This is a genomic window from Kitasatospora sp. NPDC032121 (assembly GCF_055580145.1).
Map to the genome: position 1 here is coordinate 1 of NZ_JBVILX010000010.1, position 19,412 is coordinate 19,412.

The 19,412-nt window shown below is 71.9% G+C and carries 16 protein-coding genes, 2 pseudogenes and 1 riboswitch; of the genes and pseudogenes, 11 read left to right on the forward strand and 7 right to left on the reverse strand.

What is annotated here, in order from left to right:
• Positions 1-264: 264 nt before the first annotated feature.
• Genes ACZ5OX_RS23720 through ACZ5OX_RS23730 form a run of 3 tightly spaced genes read right to left on the reverse strand, consistent with a single transcriptional unit; the run spans position 265 to position 3,493 of the window.
• Complete coding sequence (locus tag ACZ5OX_RS23720; RefSeq protein WP_465632749.1) at positions 265-1,341, reverse strand: threonine aldolase family protein; 1,077 nt, start codon at positions 1,339-1,341, stop codon at positions 265-267.
• Positions 1,338-2,096, reverse strand: coding sequence for an SDR family NAD(P)-dependent oxidoreductase (locus ACZ5OX_RS23725; RefSeq protein WP_449788709.1), 759 nt, complete (start codon positions 2,094-2,096; stop codon positions 1,338-1,340). Before ACZ5OX_RS23725 ends, ACZ5OX_RS23720 begins: the two co-directional genes overlap by 4 nt.
• On the reverse strand, positions 2,093-3,493 hold the full coding sequence (locus tag ACZ5OX_RS23730) for a DUF6421 family protein (RefSeq protein WP_465632751.1): 1,401 nt from the start codon (positions 3,491-3,493) through the stop codon (positions 2,093-2,095). Before ACZ5OX_RS23730 ends, ACZ5OX_RS23725 begins: the two co-directional genes overlap by 4 nt.
• Before the next feature lie 544 nt (positions 3,494-4,037).
• Between ACZ5OX_RS23730 and ACZ5OX_RS23735 the strand changes: the two genes are divergently transcribed.
• The 5 genes from ACZ5OX_RS23735 to ACZ5OX_RS23755 all read left to right on the forward strand — a co-directional run bounded on the left by ACZ5OX_RS23735 (position 4,038) and on the right by ACZ5OX_RS23755 (position 8,708).
• The gene (locus ACZ5OX_RS23735; RefSeq protein WP_465632753.1) at positions 4,038-4,925 is read left to right on the forward strand and encodes an ABC transporter substrate-binding protein; all 888 of its coding nucleotides are present in this window, start codon (positions 4,038-4,040) and stop codon (positions 4,923-4,925) included.
• A gap of 128 nt (positions 4,926-5,053) precedes the next feature.
• Positions 5,054-5,932: an amino acid ABC transporter permease gene (locus ACZ5OX_RS23740; RefSeq protein WP_465633115.1), complete on the forward strand. Its 879-nt coding sequence runs from the start codon at positions 5,054-5,056 to the stop codon at positions 5,930-5,932.
• Positions 5,929-6,687, forward strand: coding sequence for an amino acid ABC transporter ATP-binding protein (locus tag ACZ5OX_RS23745; protein WP_449788712.1), 759 nt, complete (start codon positions 5,929-5,931; stop codon positions 6,685-6,687). The genes ACZ5OX_RS23740 and ACZ5OX_RS23745 overlap by 4 nt, the downstream gene beginning before the upstream one ends.
• Before the next feature lie 340 nt (positions 6,688-7,027).
• Positions 7,028-7,582, forward strand: a complete 555-nt coding sequence (locus ACZ5OX_RS23750; RefSeq protein ID WP_465632754.1) for a DUF5134 domain-containing protein — start codon at positions 7,028-7,030, stop codon at positions 7,580-7,582.
• Between the two features lie 178 nt (positions 7,583-7,760).
• Positions 7,761-8,708, forward strand: a complete 948-nt coding sequence (locus ACZ5OX_RS23755) for a M56 family metallopeptidase (protein ID WP_392875731.1) — start codon at positions 7,761-7,763, stop codon at positions 8,706-8,708.
• 66 nt (positions 8,709-8,774) lie between these two features.
• Here ACZ5OX_RS23755 and ACZ5OX_RS23760 read toward each other — a convergent pair whose 3' ends face one another.
• A complete protein-coding gene (locus tag ACZ5OX_RS23760; protein ID WP_465632756.1) occupies positions 8,775-9,209 on the reverse strand; it encodes a MarR family winged helix-turn-helix transcriptional regulator in 435 nt (144 codons plus the stop codon).
• 85 nt (positions 9,210-9,294) lie between these two features.
• Between ACZ5OX_RS23760 and ACZ5OX_RS23765 the strand changes: the two are divergent.
• Positions 9,295-10,864, forward strand: a pseudogene (locus ACZ5OX_RS23765) (MFS transporter).
• Positions 10,865-11,109: 245 nt separating this feature from the next.
• Positions 11,110-11,715 (forward strand): TetR/AcrR family transcriptional regulator, encoded by a 606-nt coding sequence (locus ACZ5OX_RS23770; RefSeq protein ID WP_465632758.1) that lies wholly within the window; start codon positions 11,110-11,112, stop codon positions 11,713-11,715.
• A 79-nt stretch (positions 11,716-11,794) separates the two neighbouring features.
• On the opposite strand, the gene ACZ5OX_RS23775 is transcribed toward ACZ5OX_RS23770, so the two are convergent.
• On the reverse strand, positions 11,795-12,661 hold the full coding sequence (locus ACZ5OX_RS23775) for a helix-turn-helix domain-containing protein (protein ID WP_188297256.1): 867 nt from the start codon (positions 12,659-12,661) through the stop codon (positions 11,795-11,797).
• Positions 12,662-13,079: 418 nt separating this feature from the next.
• Here ACZ5OX_RS23775 and ACZ5OX_RS23780 point away from each other — a divergent pair.
• Positions 13,080-13,550 (forward strand): annotated as a pseudogene (locus ACZ5OX_RS23780) (ATP-binding protein); the annotation flags it as partial.
• Positions 13,551-14,008: 458 nt separating this feature from the next.
• Here ACZ5OX_RS23780 and ACZ5OX_RS23785 read toward each other — a convergent pair.
• Positions 14,009-14,272, reverse strand: a complete 264-nt coding sequence (locus ACZ5OX_RS23785) for a DUF397 domain-containing protein (protein ID WP_392875719.1) — start codon at positions 14,270-14,272, stop codon at positions 14,009-14,011.
• A 558-nt stretch (positions 14,273-14,830) separates the two neighbouring features.
• Here ACZ5OX_RS23785 and ACZ5OX_RS23790 point away from each other — a divergent pair.
• The 3 genes from ACZ5OX_RS23790 to ACZ5OX_RS23800 all read left to right on the forward strand — a co-directional run bounded on the left by ACZ5OX_RS23790 (position 14,831) and on the right by ACZ5OX_RS23800 (position 18,273).
• Positions 14,831-15,790, forward strand: coding sequence for a sirohydrochlorin chelatase (locus ACZ5OX_RS23790; RefSeq protein ID WP_449788717.1), 960 nt, complete (start codon positions 14,831-14,833; stop codon positions 15,788-15,790).
• Between the two features lie 583 nt (positions 15,791-16,373).
• Positions 16,374-16,545: riboswitch (cyclic di-AMP (ydaO/yuaA leader) on the forward strand.
• On the forward strand, positions 16,532-17,842 hold the full coding sequence (locus ACZ5OX_RS23795) for a transglycosylase family protein (RefSeq protein WP_465632760.1): 1,311 nt from the start codon (positions 16,532-16,534) through the stop codon (positions 17,840-17,842). Its footprint overlaps the riboswitch before it by 14 nt.
• A gap of 230 nt (positions 17,843-18,072) precedes the next feature.
• A complete protein-coding gene (locus ACZ5OX_RS23800; RefSeq protein ID WP_392875710.1) occupies positions 18,073-18,273 on the forward strand; it encodes a hypothetical protein in 201 nt (66 codons plus the stop codon).
• A gap of 96 nt (positions 18,274-18,369) precedes the next feature.
• Here ACZ5OX_RS23800 and ACZ5OX_RS23805 read toward each other — a convergent pair whose 3' ends face one another.
• Positions 18,370-19,389: a LacI family DNA-binding transcriptional regulator gene (locus ACZ5OX_RS23805; RefSeq protein ID WP_465632762.1), complete on the reverse strand. Its 1,020-nt coding sequence runs from the start codon at positions 19,387-19,389 to the stop codon at positions 18,370-18,372.
• Positions 19,390-19,412 lie beyond the last annotated feature (23 nt).

Genomic DNA, 19,412 nt, shown 5'->3' on the forward strand with positions numbered 1-19,412 from the left:
TTTGGCACGCTGTTGAGTTCTCAAGGAACGGACGCTTCCTTCGGACCGCCTTCCAGCGGGCCCTCCGGGCTTCGTTCTTTCGTGTTTCCAGCTTATCAGATGTTTTCCGCTCCATTTTCCGGAGTTTCATTCATCGGATTCGCTTTCCGCTTTGCCGCCCCGGTCTCCCGCGGCGACTCCGGAACTGTACGGGGACGGGCCCGCCACATGCAAATCGTCCCGCCCCGCTGTCGCGGGACGGGACGATCCGTCGTTCGAGCGCCGTCAGGCGCGGCCCATCTCCTCGACGATGGCCGCCGCGAAGGCATCGATGTCGGCCTCCGTGGTGTCGAAGGCGCACATCCAGCGGACCTCGCCGGTGTGCTCGTTCCAGAAGTAGAAGCGGTAGCGCTTCTGGAGCCGCTCGCTCACCTCACGCGGGAGGATCGCGTACACCGCGTTCGCCTGGACCGGGCGGACGACCTCGACGCCGTCGATCTTCCGGACCGCGGCCTCCAGGCGGCGGGCCATCGCGTTGGCGTGGCCGGCGTTGCGGAGGTAGAGGTCGCCGGAGAGCAGCGCCTCGAACTGGACGGAGACGAAGCGCATCTTCGAGGCGAGCTGCATCGAGGTCTTGCGCAGGTACTTGATGTTGCGCACCCGCTCCGGGTTGAGCACCACCACGACCTCGCCGAACAGCAGACCGTTCTTCGTCCCGCCGAAGGAGAGCACGTCGACGCCCACGTCCGTGGTGAAGGCGCGCAGCGGCAGGTCGAGCGAGGCGGCGGCGTTGGCCAGGCGGGAGCCGTCCACGTGGACGAGCATGCCCAGCTGGTGGGCGTGCTCGGTGATCGCGCGGATCTCGTCGGCGGTGTAGAGGGTGCCGAGCTCGGTGCTCTGGGTGATGGAGACCGCGAGCGGCTGCGCGCGGTGCTCGTCGCCGAAGCCCCAGGCCTGCTGGTCGAGCAGCTCGGGGGTGAGCTTGCCGTCCGGGGTGGGGACGGTGAGCAGCTTGATGCCGCCCATCTTCTCCGGCGCGCCGCCCTCGTCCACGTTGATGTGGGCGGTCTCGGCACAGATCACCGCGCCCCAGCGCGGGAGCAGCGACTGGAGGGCGACCACGTTGGCACCGGTGCCGTTGAAGACGGGGTAGGCCTCGGCCTTCTCGCCGAAGTGGCGGCGGAAGACCTCCTGGAGGTGCTCCGTGTAGTCGTCCTCGCCGTAGGCGACCTGGTGGCCGCCGTTGGCGAGGGCGATCGCGGCGAGGATCTCCGGGTGGACGCCGGCGTAGTTGTCGCTGGCGAAGCCCCGGACGGCGGGGTCGTGCCGCCGTACCGCGTCCGTACGGGTGGGGTCGGTCATCGTGGGGTCAACCACAGGTGCTGTCCGTTCAGTTCTGCTGCGGGGCGGTCCCAGAGGCCCGCGAGGTGTCCGGCGAGGTCGGCGGTGTCGGTGAAGCCGGCGAACTTCGCCTCCGGCTTCTCGGCCCGCATCTCGGGGCTGACCAGCGCCTTGATGACCAGGATCGCAGCCGCCGCGGTGGGCTCGCCGTCGGGGTCGGTGGTCTCCTTCTTGAAGGAGTCGGCCATGGCGAGGGTCCACGCCTCGGTGGCGGCCTTGGCGGCCGCGTAGGCGGCGCCACCGGCGGTGGGCTTGTGCGCGGCCGAGGCGGAGATCATGGCGTAGCGGCCGGCGGTGCTGCGGACCAGCGCGGGCTGGAAGGCCAGCGAGGTGTGCTGGAGGGTGCGCACGACGGTGTCGTGCAGGAAGTCCCAGTCGTCCAGCCGGGTGTCGAAGAAGGTCTTGCTGCCGCGCCAGCCGCCGACCAGGTGGAACAGGCCGTCGACGTGGCCGTGCTCGGACTCGAGGTGGTCGGCCCAGTCGTGGACCTCCTGCGGGTCGAGCAGGTCGATCACCTGGCCGCTGACCTTGGCTCCGCGGACGGCCACCCGGGTGGCGTCCAGGGCGGACTCCAGCCGCTGGGCGTCGATGTCGGCGCCGATGACGGTGGCGCCGTCGGCGGTGAGGCGGCGCAGCACCGCGCGGCCGGCCGGGCCACTGGCTCCGGCGACGGCGATGACCTTGCCGGCCAGCGGGGCGTTGGTGGAGGTGGTCACGCGGCGGCTCCCTGGATCCCGGCGCCGGTGATGCCGGCGGTGGCGGCGATGATGCCGCTCAGCTTCTTGTTGAGGGCCTCGTAGAACATGCTCAGCGGGAACTCGTCCGGGAGCACGGCGTCGCACAGGGCCTTGTTGAGGGCCTTGCCATCGGTGATGTCGAGCGGCAGGGCCTCGGTACCCTTCGCCCAGGTGGAGGCCGGGTGCGGGGTGAGGTAGCGGGAGACCAGCTCGTAGGCGGCGATCCAGTGGGCCGACTTGGGCCGGTCGATGCCGTCGCGGTAGAGGGTCTCGATCTCGGCGCAGAGCGCGTTGGTGACCTGCTGGGCGCGCTCCCAGTCGATGCTGAGGCGGTTGTCGCGCCAGCTCAGCGCGTCGTGCTTGTGCAGGTAGGCGAAGAGCAGCTGGCCGCCCATGCCGTCGTAGTTGCGCACCCGGTCGCCGGAGACCGGGAAGCGGAACAGGCGGTCGAAGAGGACCGCGTACTGGACGTCGCGGGCGTGCGGGTTGCCCTCGGCCTCCAGCTGCACCGCCTCCTTGAAGGTGGTGAGGTCGCAGCGGAGCTCCTCCAGGCCGTACATCCAGAACGGGCTGCGCTGCTTGATCATGAAGGGGTCGAACGGCAGGTCGCCGTGGCTGTGGGTGCGGTCGTGGATGAGGTCCCACAGGACGAAGGTCTCCTGCGCGCGCTGCTGGTCCTCGAGCAGGCCCTCGGCGTCGGCCGGGATCTCCAGGCCGAGCTGCTGGACGGCGCTGGTGGAGACGGCGCGGAAGCGGGCCGCCTCGCGGTCGCAGAAGATGCCACCCCAGGTGAAACGTTCCGGCGCCTTGCGCACGGCGACCGTCTCGGGGAAGAGCACGGCGGAGTTGGTGTCGTAGCCGGCGGTGAAGTCCGTGAAGGTGATCGGCACGAACATCGGGTTGTCGAAGCGGGTGCGCTCCAGCTCGGCCAGCCAGTCGGGCCACACGACGCGCAGCAGGACGGCTTCCAGGTTGCGGTCCGGGTTGCCGTTCTGGGTGTACATCGGGAAGACGACCAGGTGCTCGAGCCCGTCCTCGCGCTGGTCCGCGGGGTGGAAGGCGAGCAGCGAGTCCAGGAAGTCGGGCTCGCGGTAGCCGGTGTCGGCCCACTTGGCGAGGTCCGCGTCGACGGCGGCGAGGTAGGCGGCGTCGTGCGGGAAGTTCGGGGCGAGCTCCTCGACGGCGGCGCGGACGGTGGCGACCAGCGGGTCGACCGTGTGCCGCTGGACGGCGGACAGGTCGATCGAGCCGTCCTTCGACTGGAGCGGGCGCAGCGTCTCGACCGCCTCCTTCAGGCGCAGCCAGGCCGGGTGGCCGGCGAGAGTCGAGACCGGGGCGTCGGCCGCCACAGCGAGCCTTGGCGAAAGATTCTGCATCGTGGACTCACTTCGACAGGAGTTATTTCAACGAGCACACCATAAGTACGAAAGGTTCTCCTGTTCAAGGGGGGCAGGACCGACAAAACTCCGGTGCACTGCCGCTCCGGCGTCGAAACCTTCGGCGGGAAGCGGGTTGTCCGGAATGTGGACTGTGATCTGGATGTTCTGGACAGACGTGCCGATCTGATGCGAACCTCCCGGCATGCTCCCGGCGGTGATCACGGTGGCCGAAAGCCACGACGGCCCCTTCCGGGCGCCCTCCCGTCGGCACGTCCTCGGTCGGCACGTCTGCCGTCGCCGTCGCGCGCGCGGCCTGCGCTGCCGCTGTCGCCGCTGTTGTTGACCGGTTTGCCGCCGACCCGGCTGCCGCCGGTCCGGCTCGGGGGGCGCCGCGGACGCGCGCCCGTACGCCGACCATGCCGCGTGTGTTCCGGCGCCGCCACCGGGGGGAAGTGACCCGCCGGGATGCGGGCCGCCCGTCGCGCCCTCCCGTGCCCTCCTCGTTCCCGTCCCCCCGCTGGTCCGTCCCTGGAGCCCCGTCATGACCCTCCGCAAGCCGTCCGCCGTACTGCCCGTCGCCGCGCTGGTCGCCGCCGCGGCCGTGCTGACCGCCTGCGCGCCGCAGGACTCGAAGTCCGACACCGCCTCCGGTGCCTCGGGCGCGGCCGGTTCCGCGGCGGGCTGCGCGCCGGGGGCGCTGGCGACGCGCACCGCCGGGACGCTGACCGTCGGCACCGACAAGCCCGCGTACGACCCGTGGTTCTCCGAGGACAAGCCGGAGAACGGCAAGGGCTTCGAGTCCGCCGTGGCCTACGCGGTCGCCGAGAAGCTCGGCTACCCGAAGGAGAAGGTCAGCTGGGTGGTCGCGCCGTTCAACAAGGCGACCGCGCCGGGCGCCAAGGACTTCGACTTCGACATCAACCAGGTGTCCGTCAGCGACGAGCGCAAGCAGGCGGTGGACTTCTCCTCCGGCTACTACGACGTGCGCCAGACCGTCATCGCGCTGAAGAACTCCAAGGCGGCGGGCGCGAAGAGCATCGCCGACCTCAAGGGCACCAAGCTGGGCGCGCAGGTCGGCACCACGAGCCTGGAAACCATCACCGACACCATCAAGCCGAGCATCCAGCCGGCCGTCTTCGACTCCAACGACCTGGCCAAGGCCGCGCTCAAGAACGGCCAGATCGAGGCCCTCGTGGTGGACCTGCCGACGGCCTTCTACATCACCGGTGCCGAGGTGCCCGAGGCCCAGGTGGTCGGCCAGTTCGAGGCGACCGCGAAGGCCGAGCAGTTCGGCCTGGTGCTGGACAAGGGCTCCAGGCTGACCGGCTGCGTCTCGCAGGCGGTGGATGCGCTGCGCGCCGACGGCACGCTGGCGAAGCTGGAGAAGCAGTGGCTCTCCGACGCCGTCTCGGCACCGGTGCTGAAGTGAGCGCTGATCTGAGCCCCGAACTGGGCGGGGGGTCCTCCGGCCGCGCAGGTTCCGGCGGCTCGGCCTCCGGTGGTGCGAGTTCGGGCGGCGCGGGTTCGGGCGGCGCGGGTTCGGGCGGCGCGGGTTCGGTGAAGCTCGCCAAGGCGCCGGCCGTCGAGGACGGCTACCGCCCGTCCGAGCGCCGGCTGGCGCACGAGGCGTACCGGCGTTCCCGGGCCCGCCGCTCGGCGTTGATCGCCACCGCGTCGACCCTGGTGACGGCCGTGGTGCTGTACCTGCTGGTCGTCAACTCCCCCGGCTGGGAGGTGACTCGGCGGACCTTCTTCAACCTCGACTACGCTCGCCAGGCGCTGCCCGAGGTGTTGCGCGGGCTGCGGCTGAACCTGGAGCTGATGCTCGGCTGCGGGGCGCTGATCCTGCTGTTCGGGCTGCTGCTGGCGGTGCTGCGGACGCTGCGCGGGCCGGTCTTCCTGCCGGTGCGGCTGCTGGCCACCGCGTACGTGGACTTCTTCCTCGGGCTGCCGATGATCATCTGCCTGCTGGTGATGATCACCGGGGTGCCGGCGCTGCGGCTGACCGGGGTGACCACCGATCCGCTGCTGCTGGGCGGTGCGGCGCTGGTGCTGACGTACTCGGCGTACGTGTCGGAGGTGTTCCGCTCCGGCATCGAGTCGGTGCACTCCAGCCAGCGGGCCGCGGCCCGGTCGCTCGGGCTGACCAACGCGCAGACGATGCGGTACGTGGTGCTGCCGCAGGCCGTCCGGCGCGTGGTGCCGCCGCTGCTCAACAACCTGGTGAGCCTCCAGAAGGACACCGGGCTGGTCTCGATCGGCGGCGCGATCGACGCGGTGTACGCGGCGAAGATCATCGCGGCCCGGTCGTTCAACTTCACGCCGTACCTGGTGGCGGGGCTGGTGTTCATCGTGCTGACCATTCCGCTGACCCGGTTCGCCGACTGGCTGACCGCCCGGATGAACCGCCGCCAGACGCAGGGAGGTGCGGTGTGACGTCGAGCGAGGTGCTCCGGCTGGAGTCGGTGCGCAAGACCTTCGGCGGTCAGGTGGTGCTGCGCGACGTGGACATCACCGTGGCCGAGCACTCGGTGACGGCGCTGATCGGGGCCTCCGGCTCCGGCAAGTCCACGCTGATGCGCTGCGTCAACCTGCTGGAGGGGATCGACGACGGGGCGATCTTCCTGGACGGCGAGGAGATCACCGATCCGCGCACGGACGAGGACGCCGTGCGGCGCCGGATCGGCGTGGTGTTCCAGTCGTACAACCTCTTCCCCCATCTGACAGTGCTGGAGAACATCACGCTCGCGCCGCGCCGGGTGCACCGGGTCGCCCGGGCCGAGGCGCAGACGCGGGCGCTGGAACTGCTCGACCGGCTCGGGCTGGCGGCCAAGGCCAAGGAGTACCCGGACCGGCTCTCGGGCGGGCAGCAGCAGCGCGTCGCCATCGTGCGCGCGCTGGCCACCGGGCCGCGGCTGCTGCTCCTGGACGAGATCACCGCGGCGCTCGACCCGGTGCTGGTCGGCGAGGTGCTGTCGGTGGTGCGGGACCTCAAGGACCAGGGGATGACGATGGTCCTCTCCACCCACGAGATGGGGTTCGCCCGCGAGGTCGCCGACCAGGTCTGTTTCCTGGACGGCGGGGTGGTGCTCGAACAGGGGCCGCCGGAGCAGGTGTTCGGCGATCCACAGGAGGAGCGGACCCGGCGGTTCCTCAGCCGGGTGGTCGCCTCGGGGCGGCTCCAGGGCTGAGCCCCCTCGCGCCGGAGGCGGCCTTGGGGTGCGGCCGGGTGTGCGGCAGGTGTGCGGCCGGGGCTTTCACAACGGTGGGTACCACTGTGCGCCCCGTACGCGCTCTGGCCGCGCGCTGCCGGATGCGGTGATCGTGGACCGGACGTCCGTCGCCGCGCACGGGGGTCGGCGAACAGTCGACAGCTGACGGACGACGGATGACAGATGACAAGTGACAGCTGACAGATTTCATCATCTGTTCGCTGAACGCTGCTCGTCGTCGGCTGTCGTCTGTCGTCTGTCATCTGTCCGCTGCCGTCTGTACGCCGCCCCCGTCGCCCACCGCCCCGGGAGGCCGCCGTTGCACGGACCCACCCTGGTCAACTGGCTCCTCGCCCTCCTCGCCGCCGGGGCTGGCACCTCCTGCCTGACCCGGCTGCGCCACTCCCCCTGTGCCCCGGGCGGCACGCACCGACCGCTCGCCCGGGAGTCCGACGCCGCCGAGGCCCTGATGGGGCTCGGCATGGCCGCGATGGCCATCACCGGCACCACCGTCCCGCCCGCCGTCTGGGCCGGACTCTTCGGCCTCCCCACCGCCGCCTTCCTGCTCGCCGCCGCCCACGCCCCGGCCGGCCGGGCACACCGGCTGCACCACGCGGTCGGCGCGCTCGCCATGACATACATGGGCCTCGCGATGGCGACCGCCTCCGGCCACGGCCACCGGCACGCCGCCACCCTGGGCCTTCCGGTGCTGACCGGCGCGCTCCTCCTCTACTTCGGCGGCTACACGATCTGGACCGGAAGCCGGTTGCTGCGCACGCCGGCGGGCACCCTCGCGGTCGGCACCTCCGGACTCCCGCAGGCCTGTCGACTCACCATGGGGATCGGCATGTTCGCCATGCTCCTGACCATGTGACGACCGCACACCAGGCCCGCCGCCCCGCCCGCCGCCCCTGTCGCCGACACCCCAAGGCCCCCGCGCTGGCGTGGCGTTGGTCACTGGCCCGTCGAAAGCCGTTCCACCGGGCGTCGCCAGCGCATAGGTTGGCAGGGAGCGCGTTGTCGCGTTCCGTGCGTACTCGGGGAGCCCATCGATGCCTGCCCTGATCGGCCTGCTGCTGCTCGGCCTGCTGCTCTCGACCGTCGCGCCCCGGCTGTTGTCCCGGGCCCGCTGGGCGGAGCGCGAACCGGTGCTGGCCCTGCTGGTGTGGCAGTGCCTGGTGGTGGCCGTGCTGCTCTGCTGCGCGCTGGGCCTGCTGCTGGCCGCCTCCGCCGCCCTGCCGGAACTGCGCGCGCTGGTGTTCGCGGGCGCACCGCACGGCGTGGAAGCCGCGTACGCCCTCCAGGACGGCGAGGGCTGGGGACGGCTCTGCGCCGCGGTACTGGCCGCGGGCGGGGTGCAGACGGTGCTGGCGCTCACCCGGGAGGTCCGTACGGCCAAGGCGCTGCGCGATCGCCGGCACGCCCAACTGTCGACCCGTTCACCGGAGTTGCCGGACACCATCGAGGCCGCGCGGAGCCGCCGGGAGCGGCTGGTGGTGCTGGAGAACGTCCGCCCGGAGGCGTGGTCGCTGCCCGGGCCGGACTCCCGGCTGGTGGTCACCACCGGCGCCCTCCAGCAGCTGACCGACCGGGAGCTGGCGGCGGTGCTGAGCCATGAGCGGGGCCACGTCCGGGCGCGGCACCACTGGCTCCAGCAGTTCGCCCAGGCGCTCGCCTCCGGTTTCCCCGGGGTCGGCGTGTTCAGGGCGTTCCGGGACCAGGTCGCGGAGCTGGTCGAGCTGGCCGCCGACGACCGGGCCGCCCGTCGGCACGGCCGGCACACCACCGCCCTCGCGCTGGCCGAACTCAACCTGGACCGCGGGGTGTTCGGCTCCTGCCCGCCCGGCCTGGCGCAGTCCCCGAAGCGGGTGGACCGGCTGCTCGCGGGCCGTCCGCGGCTCTCCGTCCCGCACCGGCTGCGGCTCACCCTGGCGGCACTCGCCGCGCCCGCCGTGGTTCTCCTGCTGGCCGCGGCGCCGGGACTTCACTCACTGCTCTGAGGCGCCGAGCGCCGCCGCGGGGCCTCGGGGCCGACTCCGCCCCGGCGAAGCATCCCTGACGGGCAGTCAGCCAGCAGGGGGTGGCGCGCAGGAGGTGCCTGGCCCATCACCGAGGGTCTGCTCCAGCACCCGGCGGTGGAACGGCCTGGCCTGCTCGTAGCGCTCCCGACCGGCCTCCGTGAGGGTGAGCAGGACACCTCGCCGGTCGCGTTCGCACATCGCCCTGGTGACCAGCCCGGCCTTCTCCAGGCGGGCGATCAGCCGAGAGAGCGCGCTCTGACTCAGGTGGACGGTGTGGGCGAGCTCGCTCACCCGCACCGCGGGCCTGCCGCCGCCGCACTCCTCGACGAGGCGCTCCAGCACCTCGAACTCACTCATGCCCAGCCCGTACCGGTCGCCCAGCTCGCGGTCGAGCGCGCAGGCCGTGGCGGCCTGCCGGGCCAGCAGCTCGCGCCACTGCGCGACGAGACCGGCCTCCGCCGGGGAGTCGAGTTCAGCCACCCCGCCACTTTAGCATGCACAGGCAATTGTTGCAGCTACATTTAATGCTCTTGCATTCAATGCATGTGCATGTACTGTCCTCCCCATGACCACCGCGACCGTCACGTCACCCGACGCCCCGTCAACCAGCGGGCCACACTGGACTCCCCGCCTCTGGGGCACCCTGATCGTGCTCTGCGCCGCCATGTTCCTGGACGCCCTGGACGTCTCCATGGTGGGCGTCGCCCTGCCGTCCATCGGCGCCGACCTGCACCTGTCCACCTCCGCCCTGCAGTGGGTGGTCTCCGGCTACGTACTCGGCTACGGCGGCCTGCTGCTGCTCGGCGGCCGCGCCGCCGACCTGCTCGGCCGCCGCCGGGTGTTCCTGGTGGCCCTGGGCGTGTTCGCCGCCGCCTCGCTCGGTCGGCGGCCTGGTCGACGACGGCGGCCTCCTGATCGCGGCCCGCTTCCTCAAGGGCGTCAGCGCCGCCTTCACCGCCCCGGCCGGCCTGTCGATCATCACCACGACCTTCGCGGAGGGCCCGGCCCGCAACCGCGCGCTGTCGATCTACACAACCTGCGGCGCCAGCGGCTTCTCGCTCGGACTGGTGCTCAGCGGCCTGCTCACCTCGGTCGGCTGGCGCTGGACCTTCCTGATGCCCGTCCCGGTCGCGCTGCTCGCCCTGCTCTTCGCCGTCCGGCTGCTCCCCCGGCCGGTCGAGGAGCGCGCCAAGGGCGGCTACGACGCGCTGGGCGCGATCACCGGCACCGCGACCGTTCTGCTGCTGGTCTTCACCGTCACCGAGGCCCAGGGCGCCGGCTGGCTGAGCCCGCGCACCCTCGGCTCGCTGCTCGTCGTCGCCGTGCTGGCCGCCGCCTTCCTCCGGGTGGAGAGCCGCACCGCGCACCCGCTGGTCCGGCTCGGCATCTTCCGCAACGGCTCGGTCGCCCGGGCCAACGTGGTCGCCTTCGCGATGACCGGCGCGTACGGCGGGTTCCAGTTCGTGGTCACCCTCTACCTCCAGCACCTGCTCGGCTGGTCGGCCCTGGAGATGGCCCTCGGGTTGCTCCCCGCCGGGGCCATCATCGCGCTCTCGGCCCCCTTCATGGGCCCGATCATGGACCGCTTCGGCACCGGGCGGCTGCTGCCGATCGGCGTGTTCTCGCTGGTCGCCGCGTTCGCGCTGTTCCTGCGGCTGGACGAGCACAGCTCGTACCCGGGCCTGGTGCTGCCCTCGATGCTGCTGCTCGGCGTGGGCTTCGCGTTCGCCTTCCCCTCGGTGAACATCGCCGCCACCGCCGGCGTGGCCGACGAGGAGCAGGGCCTGGCCTCGGGCCTGGTGAACACCGCCATCCAGGTCGGCACCGCGGTGGTGCTGGCCGGAGCGACGGCGATGATCACGGCCGGCAGCGCGGGCGGCGACAGTCCGCAGGCCCAGCTGGACGGCTACCGGCCGGCGCTGCTGTTCGTCACGGCGGTCGCACTCCTCGGCCTGGTGGTCGCGGCGGTGGGCGCCGTGGTCGACCGGCGCCGCGCGTCGACTCCCGTGACCGAGCCGAACACCGTGACCAAGCCGAACCCCGTGACCGCGCCTGACCCCGCGAGCGCCCTTGACCCCGTGAGCGCGCCGGTCGGGTCGACCGAGGCCAGGACCGAAGTCCTGACCGGGCACTGACCCCTGACCGGGCACTGACCCCCCGGCCCCGCGCGGTCGGCATCCGGGCCGCGGGGCCATGGAGCCGGCTCCACCAAACCCCCGTGTCGGTGGAGCCGGCCGTCTTCGTGGCGGCCGCCCGGACCACGCCCCTCGGGGCACGGTTCCTCGGTGCGGCTTTCGGCTCCGCAAGTATATTGGCTCGAAACCAATGAACGTTCGGAGCAGACACGATGGCACCTCGCGGGGATTCGGTCAATGAGGAGATGCGGCAGCGCTCCCGCCGCCGCATCATGCGGGCCACCGTCGAGCTGGTCGACCAGCGCGGCTACGCGGGCACCACGCTGACCGACATCGCCGAGCGGGCCGGGCTCGCCCGCGGGCTGCTCTCCTACTACTTCGACGGAAAACGGCTGCTGATGCAGTCCGCGACGCACCGGATGATGCACCAGGCGCTGGCCGGCGCGCTGGCGGAACTGGCCCCCGACTCCTCCCCCGACGCCCGGCTGGCCCGGGCGATCGACGCCGTGCTCGGACTGGCACTGGACCACCCCCGGGTGATGCGCTCCCACCTGGCACTGATCCTCGACCCGGACACCGGCGCCTTCGTCCAGGACCCCGAGCAGCAACAGCTCGGCGCGATCCTCCAGGGGCTGCTGCGGGACTGGGGCGCACCCGACCCGGTCGCCGAGCACGCGGTGCTGCGCAGCGCGCTGATGGGCGGTTGCATCGGGGTGCTGCTGCCGGGCGCCGAGATCCCGCTGGCACCGATCCGGGCCGACCTCTTTCGCCGCTACGACCTGCTCTGGGAGCTGGGCCGCCCTCCGCAGCCGTCGCCGCCGGAACGCGAACGGCCGCCGGCCCGCGGCTGACCGCGGGTGGGCGGCCTGGCGACCGACTGCCGGGGGGCCTCGTGAGAGAGGGGGTTCCCAGGCCCCGGACGGCAGCGACTCAGCGTTCCTTCAGGATCGAGGCGAGCAGGTCGATCGTGCGCTCCGGCGTGAGACTGTCCACGCAGAGCCGTTCCATGACCTGGATGTAGGCGTCGACGTCGTCGCGCTTGTCCAGGTAGAGCGCGCTGGTGAGCTGCTCCAGGTAGACCACGTCCGCGAGGTCCTGCTCCGGGAAGCGCAGGATCGTGAAAGCCCCGGACTCACCCGCGTGCGCGCCGAACCGGAACGGCATGACCTGGATCACCACGTTGGCCTGCTCGGCGACGTCGATCAGGTACTGCACCTGACCGCGCATCACCTTGGGCCCGCCGACCGGCCGGCGCAGCGCGGCCTCGTCGATGACCGCCCACAGGCGCGGGCTGGCGCCCTCGGCCAGCAGCTTCTGGCGGCGCAGCCGGAGGCTGACCCGCCGTTCGACCTCCTCCTCGCTGATGACCGGCCGACTCTGGCCGAAAACCGCCCGTGCGTACTCCTCGGACTGGAGTAGCCCGGGGATGAACTGCACCTCGTAGGTGCGGATCAGCTGGGCGGCCTCCTCCAGGCCGACGTAGGTCTGGAACCAGCCCGGCAGCACGTCGTTGAAGCTGTGCCACCAGCCGGACTTGTTGGCCTCGCGGACGAGGCCGAGCAGGGCTTCCCGCTCGATGCCGTCGTCCACGCCGTACAGGCTGAGCAGGTCGGCGACGTCGCGCTCCTTGAAGCTGACGCGGCCGAGTTCCATGCGGCTGATCTTGGACTCGGAGGCCCGGATCGCGTAGCCCGCGTCCTCGCGGGTGATGCCGCGCGCCTCGCGCAGGCGGCGCAGCTGCGAGCCGAGGAGGATCCGGCGGACCATCGAGCCGCCGCCCGGCTGAACTGTGGTCATGCGGTCGAAACCTCCACCTAGGGCAAACAGCGCACAGTCTGCCATCAGTTGAGCGCTCACGGTGCCGATACTGACGGATGTTCCTATCAGTTCTACGCTCCACACACCAGGATGCACGTGCATTCGGCGCTTGCATATGCCAATAGTGCGACTGCACGTGAATCGACTCTTGCATCTGCAGTGAGCGCACACCACCATGGTGCACGTGCACCTGCACATCCCTGGCAATCCCGCGGGCTCCGCGTCGACCCCACGCGCGACTCCGTGCACCGACCCGACGGCGTCCCCCGCGTCATCGGGCGTTCGAGTGCGCGCGCGCCTGGTCGAGGGGGCGGCCGAGCGGCCGAGCGAGTCGGAGGTGACCGGCATGACCCCGGCGGGTCCAGCCGTGTCCGCCCCCTTATGGGAGGAGCTCTTCATGAGCACCGGTACGGCCTTGGCGGTTGACCCCCTTGTGGTCACCTGCACGCTCGCTCCTCGCTTCGAAGCCGTCAGAACCGCGCGCGACTTCGCTCGGACCACGCTCCAGCGCTGGGGCCTGACGGAGCTGTTCGACGACGTCGCGCTGGTGGCCTCGGAACTCGTGACCAACGCGCTCCGGCATGCGATCGGCGCACGGCCCGACCCGTCGGGCGGCGCCCAGGGCGAGTACGACTTTCCCATACAGCCGACCGCGGACGGCCGGCTCCCGATCCGAATAAGCCTCGTGCACCGCGCACCCCAGGTGGTCTGCGCGGTGAGCGATCCGAGCAGCACCGGCCCGGTCGCCCGGGAGGCCGACTTCGTCGCCGAGTCGGGCCGCGGGCTGCACCTGGTGGAGTCGTTCAGCCGCTCCTGGGGCTGGCACCCGCTGGGCAGCGGCAAGGTGGTCTGGGCGATGTTCGAGGCGGAGACGGTCGGCGGCTGTCCGCTGGACGGACACCCCGGGCTCGGCGGCCGCTCACCGCTCGACGGGCCCGTCGAGGTCGGCGGACGGCATCGGCGCTCGGCCTAGGACGGCCCGCGCAGGCGGAACGGACCCGTGCACCCGGGACGGGCCCCGCCACCCGGGACGGGCCCCTGCGCCTGACGGCATGTGGCCGGTCGCGGGAAGCCCCGGGAGGACCACACCCCGGGCCCTTCCACCAGGCTCCGCCGAGACCTTCCGGAGCCGCCGACCCGCGAGCGGCCCGGGGCGGCGGGACGGCCGCACGGCTCCTTGGGACGCCGCCGGACGAGGGCTTCGCAGAGGGGGTCGTTCGTAGAAGGGGCCTTCCGGAGAAGGGGTCACCCGGAGAGGGCAAAGACAAAGGCCGTCGTGGTGTCGGCACCCACGACGGCCCCCCGATGGTGGAGCACTGCGGCCGGTCAGACCGCCAGGTGGTCGAACTCCCCGTCCTTCGCCCCCAGCAGCAGGGCGGCGATCTCGGCCCGGGTGTAGATGAGGGCCGGTCCGTCCGGGAAGCGCGAGTTGCGCATCGCCACGTCGCCGCCCGGGAGGGCCGCGAATTCGACGCAGTTGCCCTGGGAGTTGCTGTGCAGGCTCTTCTGCCAGACCACCCCCTGGAGATCGGCGGCGGCCATCCCGTTGTAGGTGTCGTACGAACCGTGCGTGTCCTGCGAGTCGTGCATAGAAGTCTCCCGAAGAGCTCCGGAGTTGTCGTCCAGCGCGGCGCCCCCGGCACCGCCGAAACGAACGGACCGGCCCCGTACCGGTCCGGCACAACGCCTCACTTGACGCGATGATAGCTGCAGTGCACGTGCATCAGCACGAGACATTGCAGGTGCACGAGGCCTTTTATTCGCAGGCGCGAACTCTTCACGGACCCTTCTCCTGACGGTACGTAAACGGACATAGCCGATGGAATCGCCGAGTTAGCGATAACCGGCCGTGAGCGCTTCCCCGCCGAATGTTGATCTTCGAATGCCGGGAGTCGCACGCCCGTGACCCTCAGTCAAACCACCCCCATGCTGTGAGACATCTCACGCGCCCCGGGTGCAACGCCCGCCCCTCGGATCACGTCGAGGCAACCACCGGCGACCGTACGGGGGTTGGGTGAAGAATGTCCGGATTGTAGGCAAAGCGCCCGGACCGGCGCCGAGGACGCGCCGGGTCCGCACCGCGCTCGCGTGAATCCCGCACGGCAGCCGACTGCAAGCCTGACGGGCAGATGTCCTACGATCTCCGGCATGAGCACCGCAGCCATCCCGGGCGCGCCACTGCCCGTCCGCACTCCAGGCTCCCGTGCGCGGGGGCGCCACCGTCGTCCCGAGCGCCCCGAGATCCCGGCCGGCGCCCCGGCCCTGGTGCTCGCCGTGCCCGCGACCGCCGGGCCCGAGTCCCGCTCGGTCGTCGAGGAGCTGCTCTCGATCGTCCGCACCGAGCAGAACGGCGTCCAGACCGCGGTCGGCTACCTCCCGGGTGACGGCACCGAGGGCGCGGACGGCGAGGACCGCACCGTGGCCGAGCTGCTGACCCTGGCCGCCGAGGCCGGGCTGCCGATGCCCGTCCTGGTGCCGCTGGTGCCCGGCCCGCACACCTTCCTGACCGAGCTTCACGCGCTCGCCGCCGAGTACGGCGCGCCCGTCACCGACCCGCTGGGCCCGCACCCGCTGCTGGCCGAGGCCGTGCACGTCCGGCTGTCCGAGGCCGGGCTGGCCCGGGCCGACCGCGCCCGGCTGTTCGCCATCGCGACCGCCGCGGACGGCGTGGTGCTGACCACCGTCGGCGGCGAGGACGCTGCCGCCGCGGCCGGCATCACCGGCGTGCTGCTGGCCGCGCGACTGGCCGTGCCGGTGGTCGCCGCCGCGCTCGACGTGCCCGGCTCGGTGGCCGCGGCCGTCAACCACCTCAAGGAAACCGGCTCGCAGCGCCCGGCGCTGGCCCCGCTGGTGATCGGCCCGGAGGCGGACTCCGAGCTGCTCGCCACCGCCGCCGAGGAGACCGGCTGCCCGTCGGCCGCGCCGCTGGGCTCGTACCCGTCGGTCGGCCAGCTGATCGCCTCCACGTACCTGGCCGCGCTGCCCACGCCGTCCCCGGAGGACCTGGCGCGGGCCGAGGCGGAGGCGGCTGCCGCCGCCGAGGCCGAGGGGGTCGTGGAGGGTGCTCGCGGCGCTCACGCGGCCGCCGAGGCGCCCGCCGGGCAGTAGTTCGACTCCGCGCGCCGCTCAGCGCGCTCCGAAGGGCCCGGAACGGCTTGCGTTCCGGGCCCTTCGCTCTACCCCCTCCCCACTGCCCGTGCGTCGTCCCTCCCCACTGCCCGCGCGTCGTCCCTCCCCACTGCCCGCGCATCGCCCCTCCCCACTGCCCGCGCGTCGTCCCTCCCGGATCGCCCCTCCCGCGTCACCCTCCCGCCCGGATGCGGACGGCAATGACGACGATGACGCGAAAAATAGCGCGGAATGTCCGTTCTGGCGGCATTTGAAAGGAAATAGGGAGCGCGGGCCCAGGTGTTCGAATCGCGACTACTCCCCCACCGCCAGGGTGCGCCGACTCCGCGACTCGGCGCACCGTCACATCAGCCCTGAGGTGGAGCCAGTTGTCGACTTCAGCAACGACATTGCCAGAAAACGATCATTCACGATCATGGGTGGCGGCAATTTTGGCAGTTCCCACTAAACCGTGATGCGCATCACAGTGGTTTGCAGTTTGAACTAGAGTCTGATTAACGTGCTCCCCGTTCGTGACCACACGAACCCGGTTCATCCGCAACGCCGAGTCCTGCCGTCGGATGTCCTGGCAGCGCGAAAACGCACCACGGCAGGAGCGGGGGACCCACAGGTAAGTCGCCCCGGACCGGTCTGCGGAACGGTCCAGGGCTAGGGGTGAAGCCGCGCCCACCAGCGCGGCCGGGCAACTCCAGCCCGAATCCGACAGCTCACCTCGCAGGCGTGGGAGAGGACTCCGTCTTCATGCTGCCCACCAACGGCACCAGCCTGCCCAGCCGCACCCGCCGCGTGATCGCCGCCCTCGGCGTCGCGGGCGTCGGCCTCACCGTCCCCTGCCTCACCTCGGGCACCGCCTCGGCCGCCTCCGTCGCCACCTGGGACAAGGTCGCCCAGTGCGAGAGCGGCGGCAACTGGAGCATCAACACCGGCAACGGCTTCTACGGCGGCCTCCAGTTCACCTCCAGCACCTGGTCCGCCTTCGGCGGCACCGCCTACGCGGCGCGCGCCGACCTGGCCACCAAGGACCAGCAGATCGCGATCGCCGAGAAGGTCCTCGCCTCGCAGGGCCCGGGCGCCTGGCCCGTCTGCTCCGTCAAGGCCGGCCTGACCAAGGGCGGCACCCCGGCCGCCGTCGACACCTCGGCGGGCTCGGCCACGGGCTCGACCGCCTCCAAGCCCGCCGCGCCCGTCCAGAGCGCCAAGCCGGCCACTCCGGCCGCGACGCCCCAGGCCCCCGCCACGAAGCCCGCCGCGCCCGCCCAGGACGGCGCGCAGGCCACCGCCGGCTCCACCGCCTCCGGCAGCCGCGGCGACTGGGTCCAGAAGCGTCAGCAGCAGGCCCAGGGCGGCGACTACACCGTGGTCGAGGGCGACTGGCTGTCCTCGATCGCCGACCAGCACAACGTGCAGGGCGGCTGGCAGCGGCTGTACGAGCTCAACCGCGGCACCCTGACCGAGGGCCCGGACACCATCTACCCGGGCCAGCAGCTGTCCTTCAGCGGTGCGACCGGCTCGGACTCCACCGGGTCCGACCGCTCCCAGAAGTCCGGCCAGTCCGCGAACGGCGGTGCCGTGAACGCCCAGCCGACCGCGCAGACCCCGGCCCCGGCCGCCAAGCCCGCCGCCAAGCCCGCGCCGCAGGCCCAGACCCAGACCCAGGCTCCGGCCGCCACCGGCAGCATGGCCGCCGCGGTCGCCTTCGCCGAGTCGAAGGTCGGTCAGGCGTACGTCTACGGCGGCACCGGCAACGGCGGCTGGGACTGCTCCGGCCTCACCCAGGCCGCGCTGCGCGCCGCGGGCATCTCCGTCCCGCGCGTCGCCGCCGACCAGGCCGCCGCCAGCACCCACGTCTCGCTGGACAGCCTCAAGCCGGGCGACCTGCTGTTCTGGTCCAACAACGGCAAGGACTCCGGCGTCTACCACGTCGCGATCTACGTCGGCAACGGCAAGTATGTCGAGGCCGCCAACCCGAGCTCGGGCGTCCGCGAGCAGAGCATCGCCAACTGGGCCCCGGACTTCGCCGGCCGGGTCTGAGAACGGCGCGCAGTCGGACAGCCGACGGGCCTCAGGTGACAGGTGACAGGTAACAGATTTCATCATCTGTCAGCTGTCGCCCGAACGCTGACCACCCACCGCCCCCGGGGAGAGTCTGGTCGCTCTCCCCGGGGGTTCCGGCGTACCTCCGGCCATATCCCCGTGGTGGATCCCCGCTCCGACGGGCATGCTGCTGCTCTGCACCCGAGGACACCCGAGGAGGAGTCCACATGGCCCAGGTCACCGTCACCCTCGACGCGAACCTCGCGATCGACGTGATGATGCTCTCCGGCACCAAGAACCCCCAGGACGCCGTCGAACTGGTCCTGCGCGACTACCTGGCCCGCGGCCGCCGCACCGAGACCCGGACCGGCGACGCGGCCGACGGGCACCGCCTGACCGCCGACCGGCCGACCACCCAGGAGGGCTGACCACCCCCGGCCGCCACGACCGGCCGCGCGCACGCCGAAGGGCCCCGGAGGGCAACCGCCCTCCGGGGCCCGCGCGTCGGCCGCGGCCGCCGGGGCTCAGCGCGCGCAGGCCCCGGTGGACCCGCGCATCACCAGCTCCGGCTGGAACATGAACTCGCCCCGCTGGACGGCGTTTCCGCCGACCTCCTCCAGCAGCGCGTCGACCGCCGCCGTGGCCATCGCCTCGACCGGCTGGCGGATCGTGGTCAGCGGCGGCTCGGTGAAGGCGATCAGCGGCGAGTCGTCGAACCCGACCACCGACACGTCCTGCGGCACCGACAGCCCGCGCTGGCGCACCGCCCGGATCGCCCCGAGCGCCATCATGTCGCTCCCGCAGACGATCGCCGTGCAGCCCTTGTCGAGCAGCGCACCGGCCGCCGCGTGCCCGCCCTCCACGCTGAACAGCGTGTGGTGGACGAGGTTCTCGGCCGCCTCCCCGCTGTGCCCGAGTACCTCGCGCATCGCCGCCGTGAAGCCCTCGATCTTGCGCAGCACCGGCACGTACCGGCGCTGCCCGACGGCCAACCCGATCCGCTCGTGCCCGAGTTCGGCCAGGTGCTGGACGGCCATCCACATCGCGGCCCGGTCGTCCGGCGAGATGAACGGCGCGTCGATCTTCTCGCTGTAGCCGTTGATCAGCACGAACGGCACCCCGCGCCCGGCCAGCCGGGCGTAGCGGTCGTGGTCGGCGGTGCTGTCGGCGTGCAGCCCGGAGACGAAGACGATGCCCGCCACTCCCCGGTCCACCAGCATGTCCACGAGTTCGTCCTCGGTGGACCCGCCCGGCGTCTGGGTGCACAGCACCGGGGTGTAGCCGTGCCGGCTGAGCACCTGCTCGATCACCTGGGCCAGCGCCGGGAAGATCGGGTTGCTCAGCTCCGGCGTGATCAGACCGATCAGCCCGGCGCTGCGCTGGCGCAGGCGGGTCGGCCGCTCGTACCCGAGCACGTCCAGCGCCGCCAGAACGGTCTGCCGGGTGGCGGCGGAAACGTTCGCCTTGCCGTTGAGCACGCGGGAGACGGTGGCTTCGCTGACCCCCGCCTGCGCCGCGATGTCTGAGAGTCGCGCCGTAGTCACGGTCCCAGAGCCTATTCCAACCA

Coding starts and splice junctions, on each gene's coding strand:
- ACZ5OX_RS23720 (WP_465632749.1), bottom strand. CDS start 1,341: ATGACCGACCCCACCCGTACGGACGCGGTACGGCGGCACGACCCCGCC.
- ACZ5OX_RS23730 (WP_465632751.1), bottom strand. CDS start 3,493: ATGCAGAATCTTTCGCCAAGGCTCGCTGTGGCGGCCGACGCCCCGGTC.
- ACZ5OX_RS23735 (WP_465632753.1), top strand. CDS start 4,038: ATGACCCTCCGCAAGCCGTCCGCCGTACTGCCCGTCGCCGCGCTGGTC.
- ACZ5OX_RS23755 (WP_392875731.1), top strand. CDS start 7,761: ATGCCTGCCCTGATCGGCCTGCTGCTGCTCGGCCTGCTGCTCTCGACC.
- ACZ5OX_RS23770 (WP_465632758.1), top strand. CDS start 11,110: ATGCGGCAGCGCTCCCGCCGCCGCATCATGCGGGCCACCGTCGAGCTG.
- ACZ5OX_RS23775 (WP_188297256.1), bottom strand. CDS start 12,661: ATGACCACAGTTCAGCCGGGCGGCGGCTCGATGGTCCGCCGGATCCTC.
- ACZ5OX_RS23785 (WP_392875719.1), bottom strand. CDS start 14,272: ATGCACGACTCGCAGGACACGCACGGTTCGTACGACACCTACAACGGG.
- ACZ5OX_RS23790 (WP_449788717.1), top strand. CDS start 14,831: ATGAGCACCGCAGCCATCCCGGGCGCGCCACTGCCCGTCCGCACTCCA.
- ACZ5OX_RS23800 (WP_392875710.1), top strand. CDS start 18,073: ATGGCCCAGGTCACCGTCACCCTCGACGCGAACCTCGCGATCGACGTG.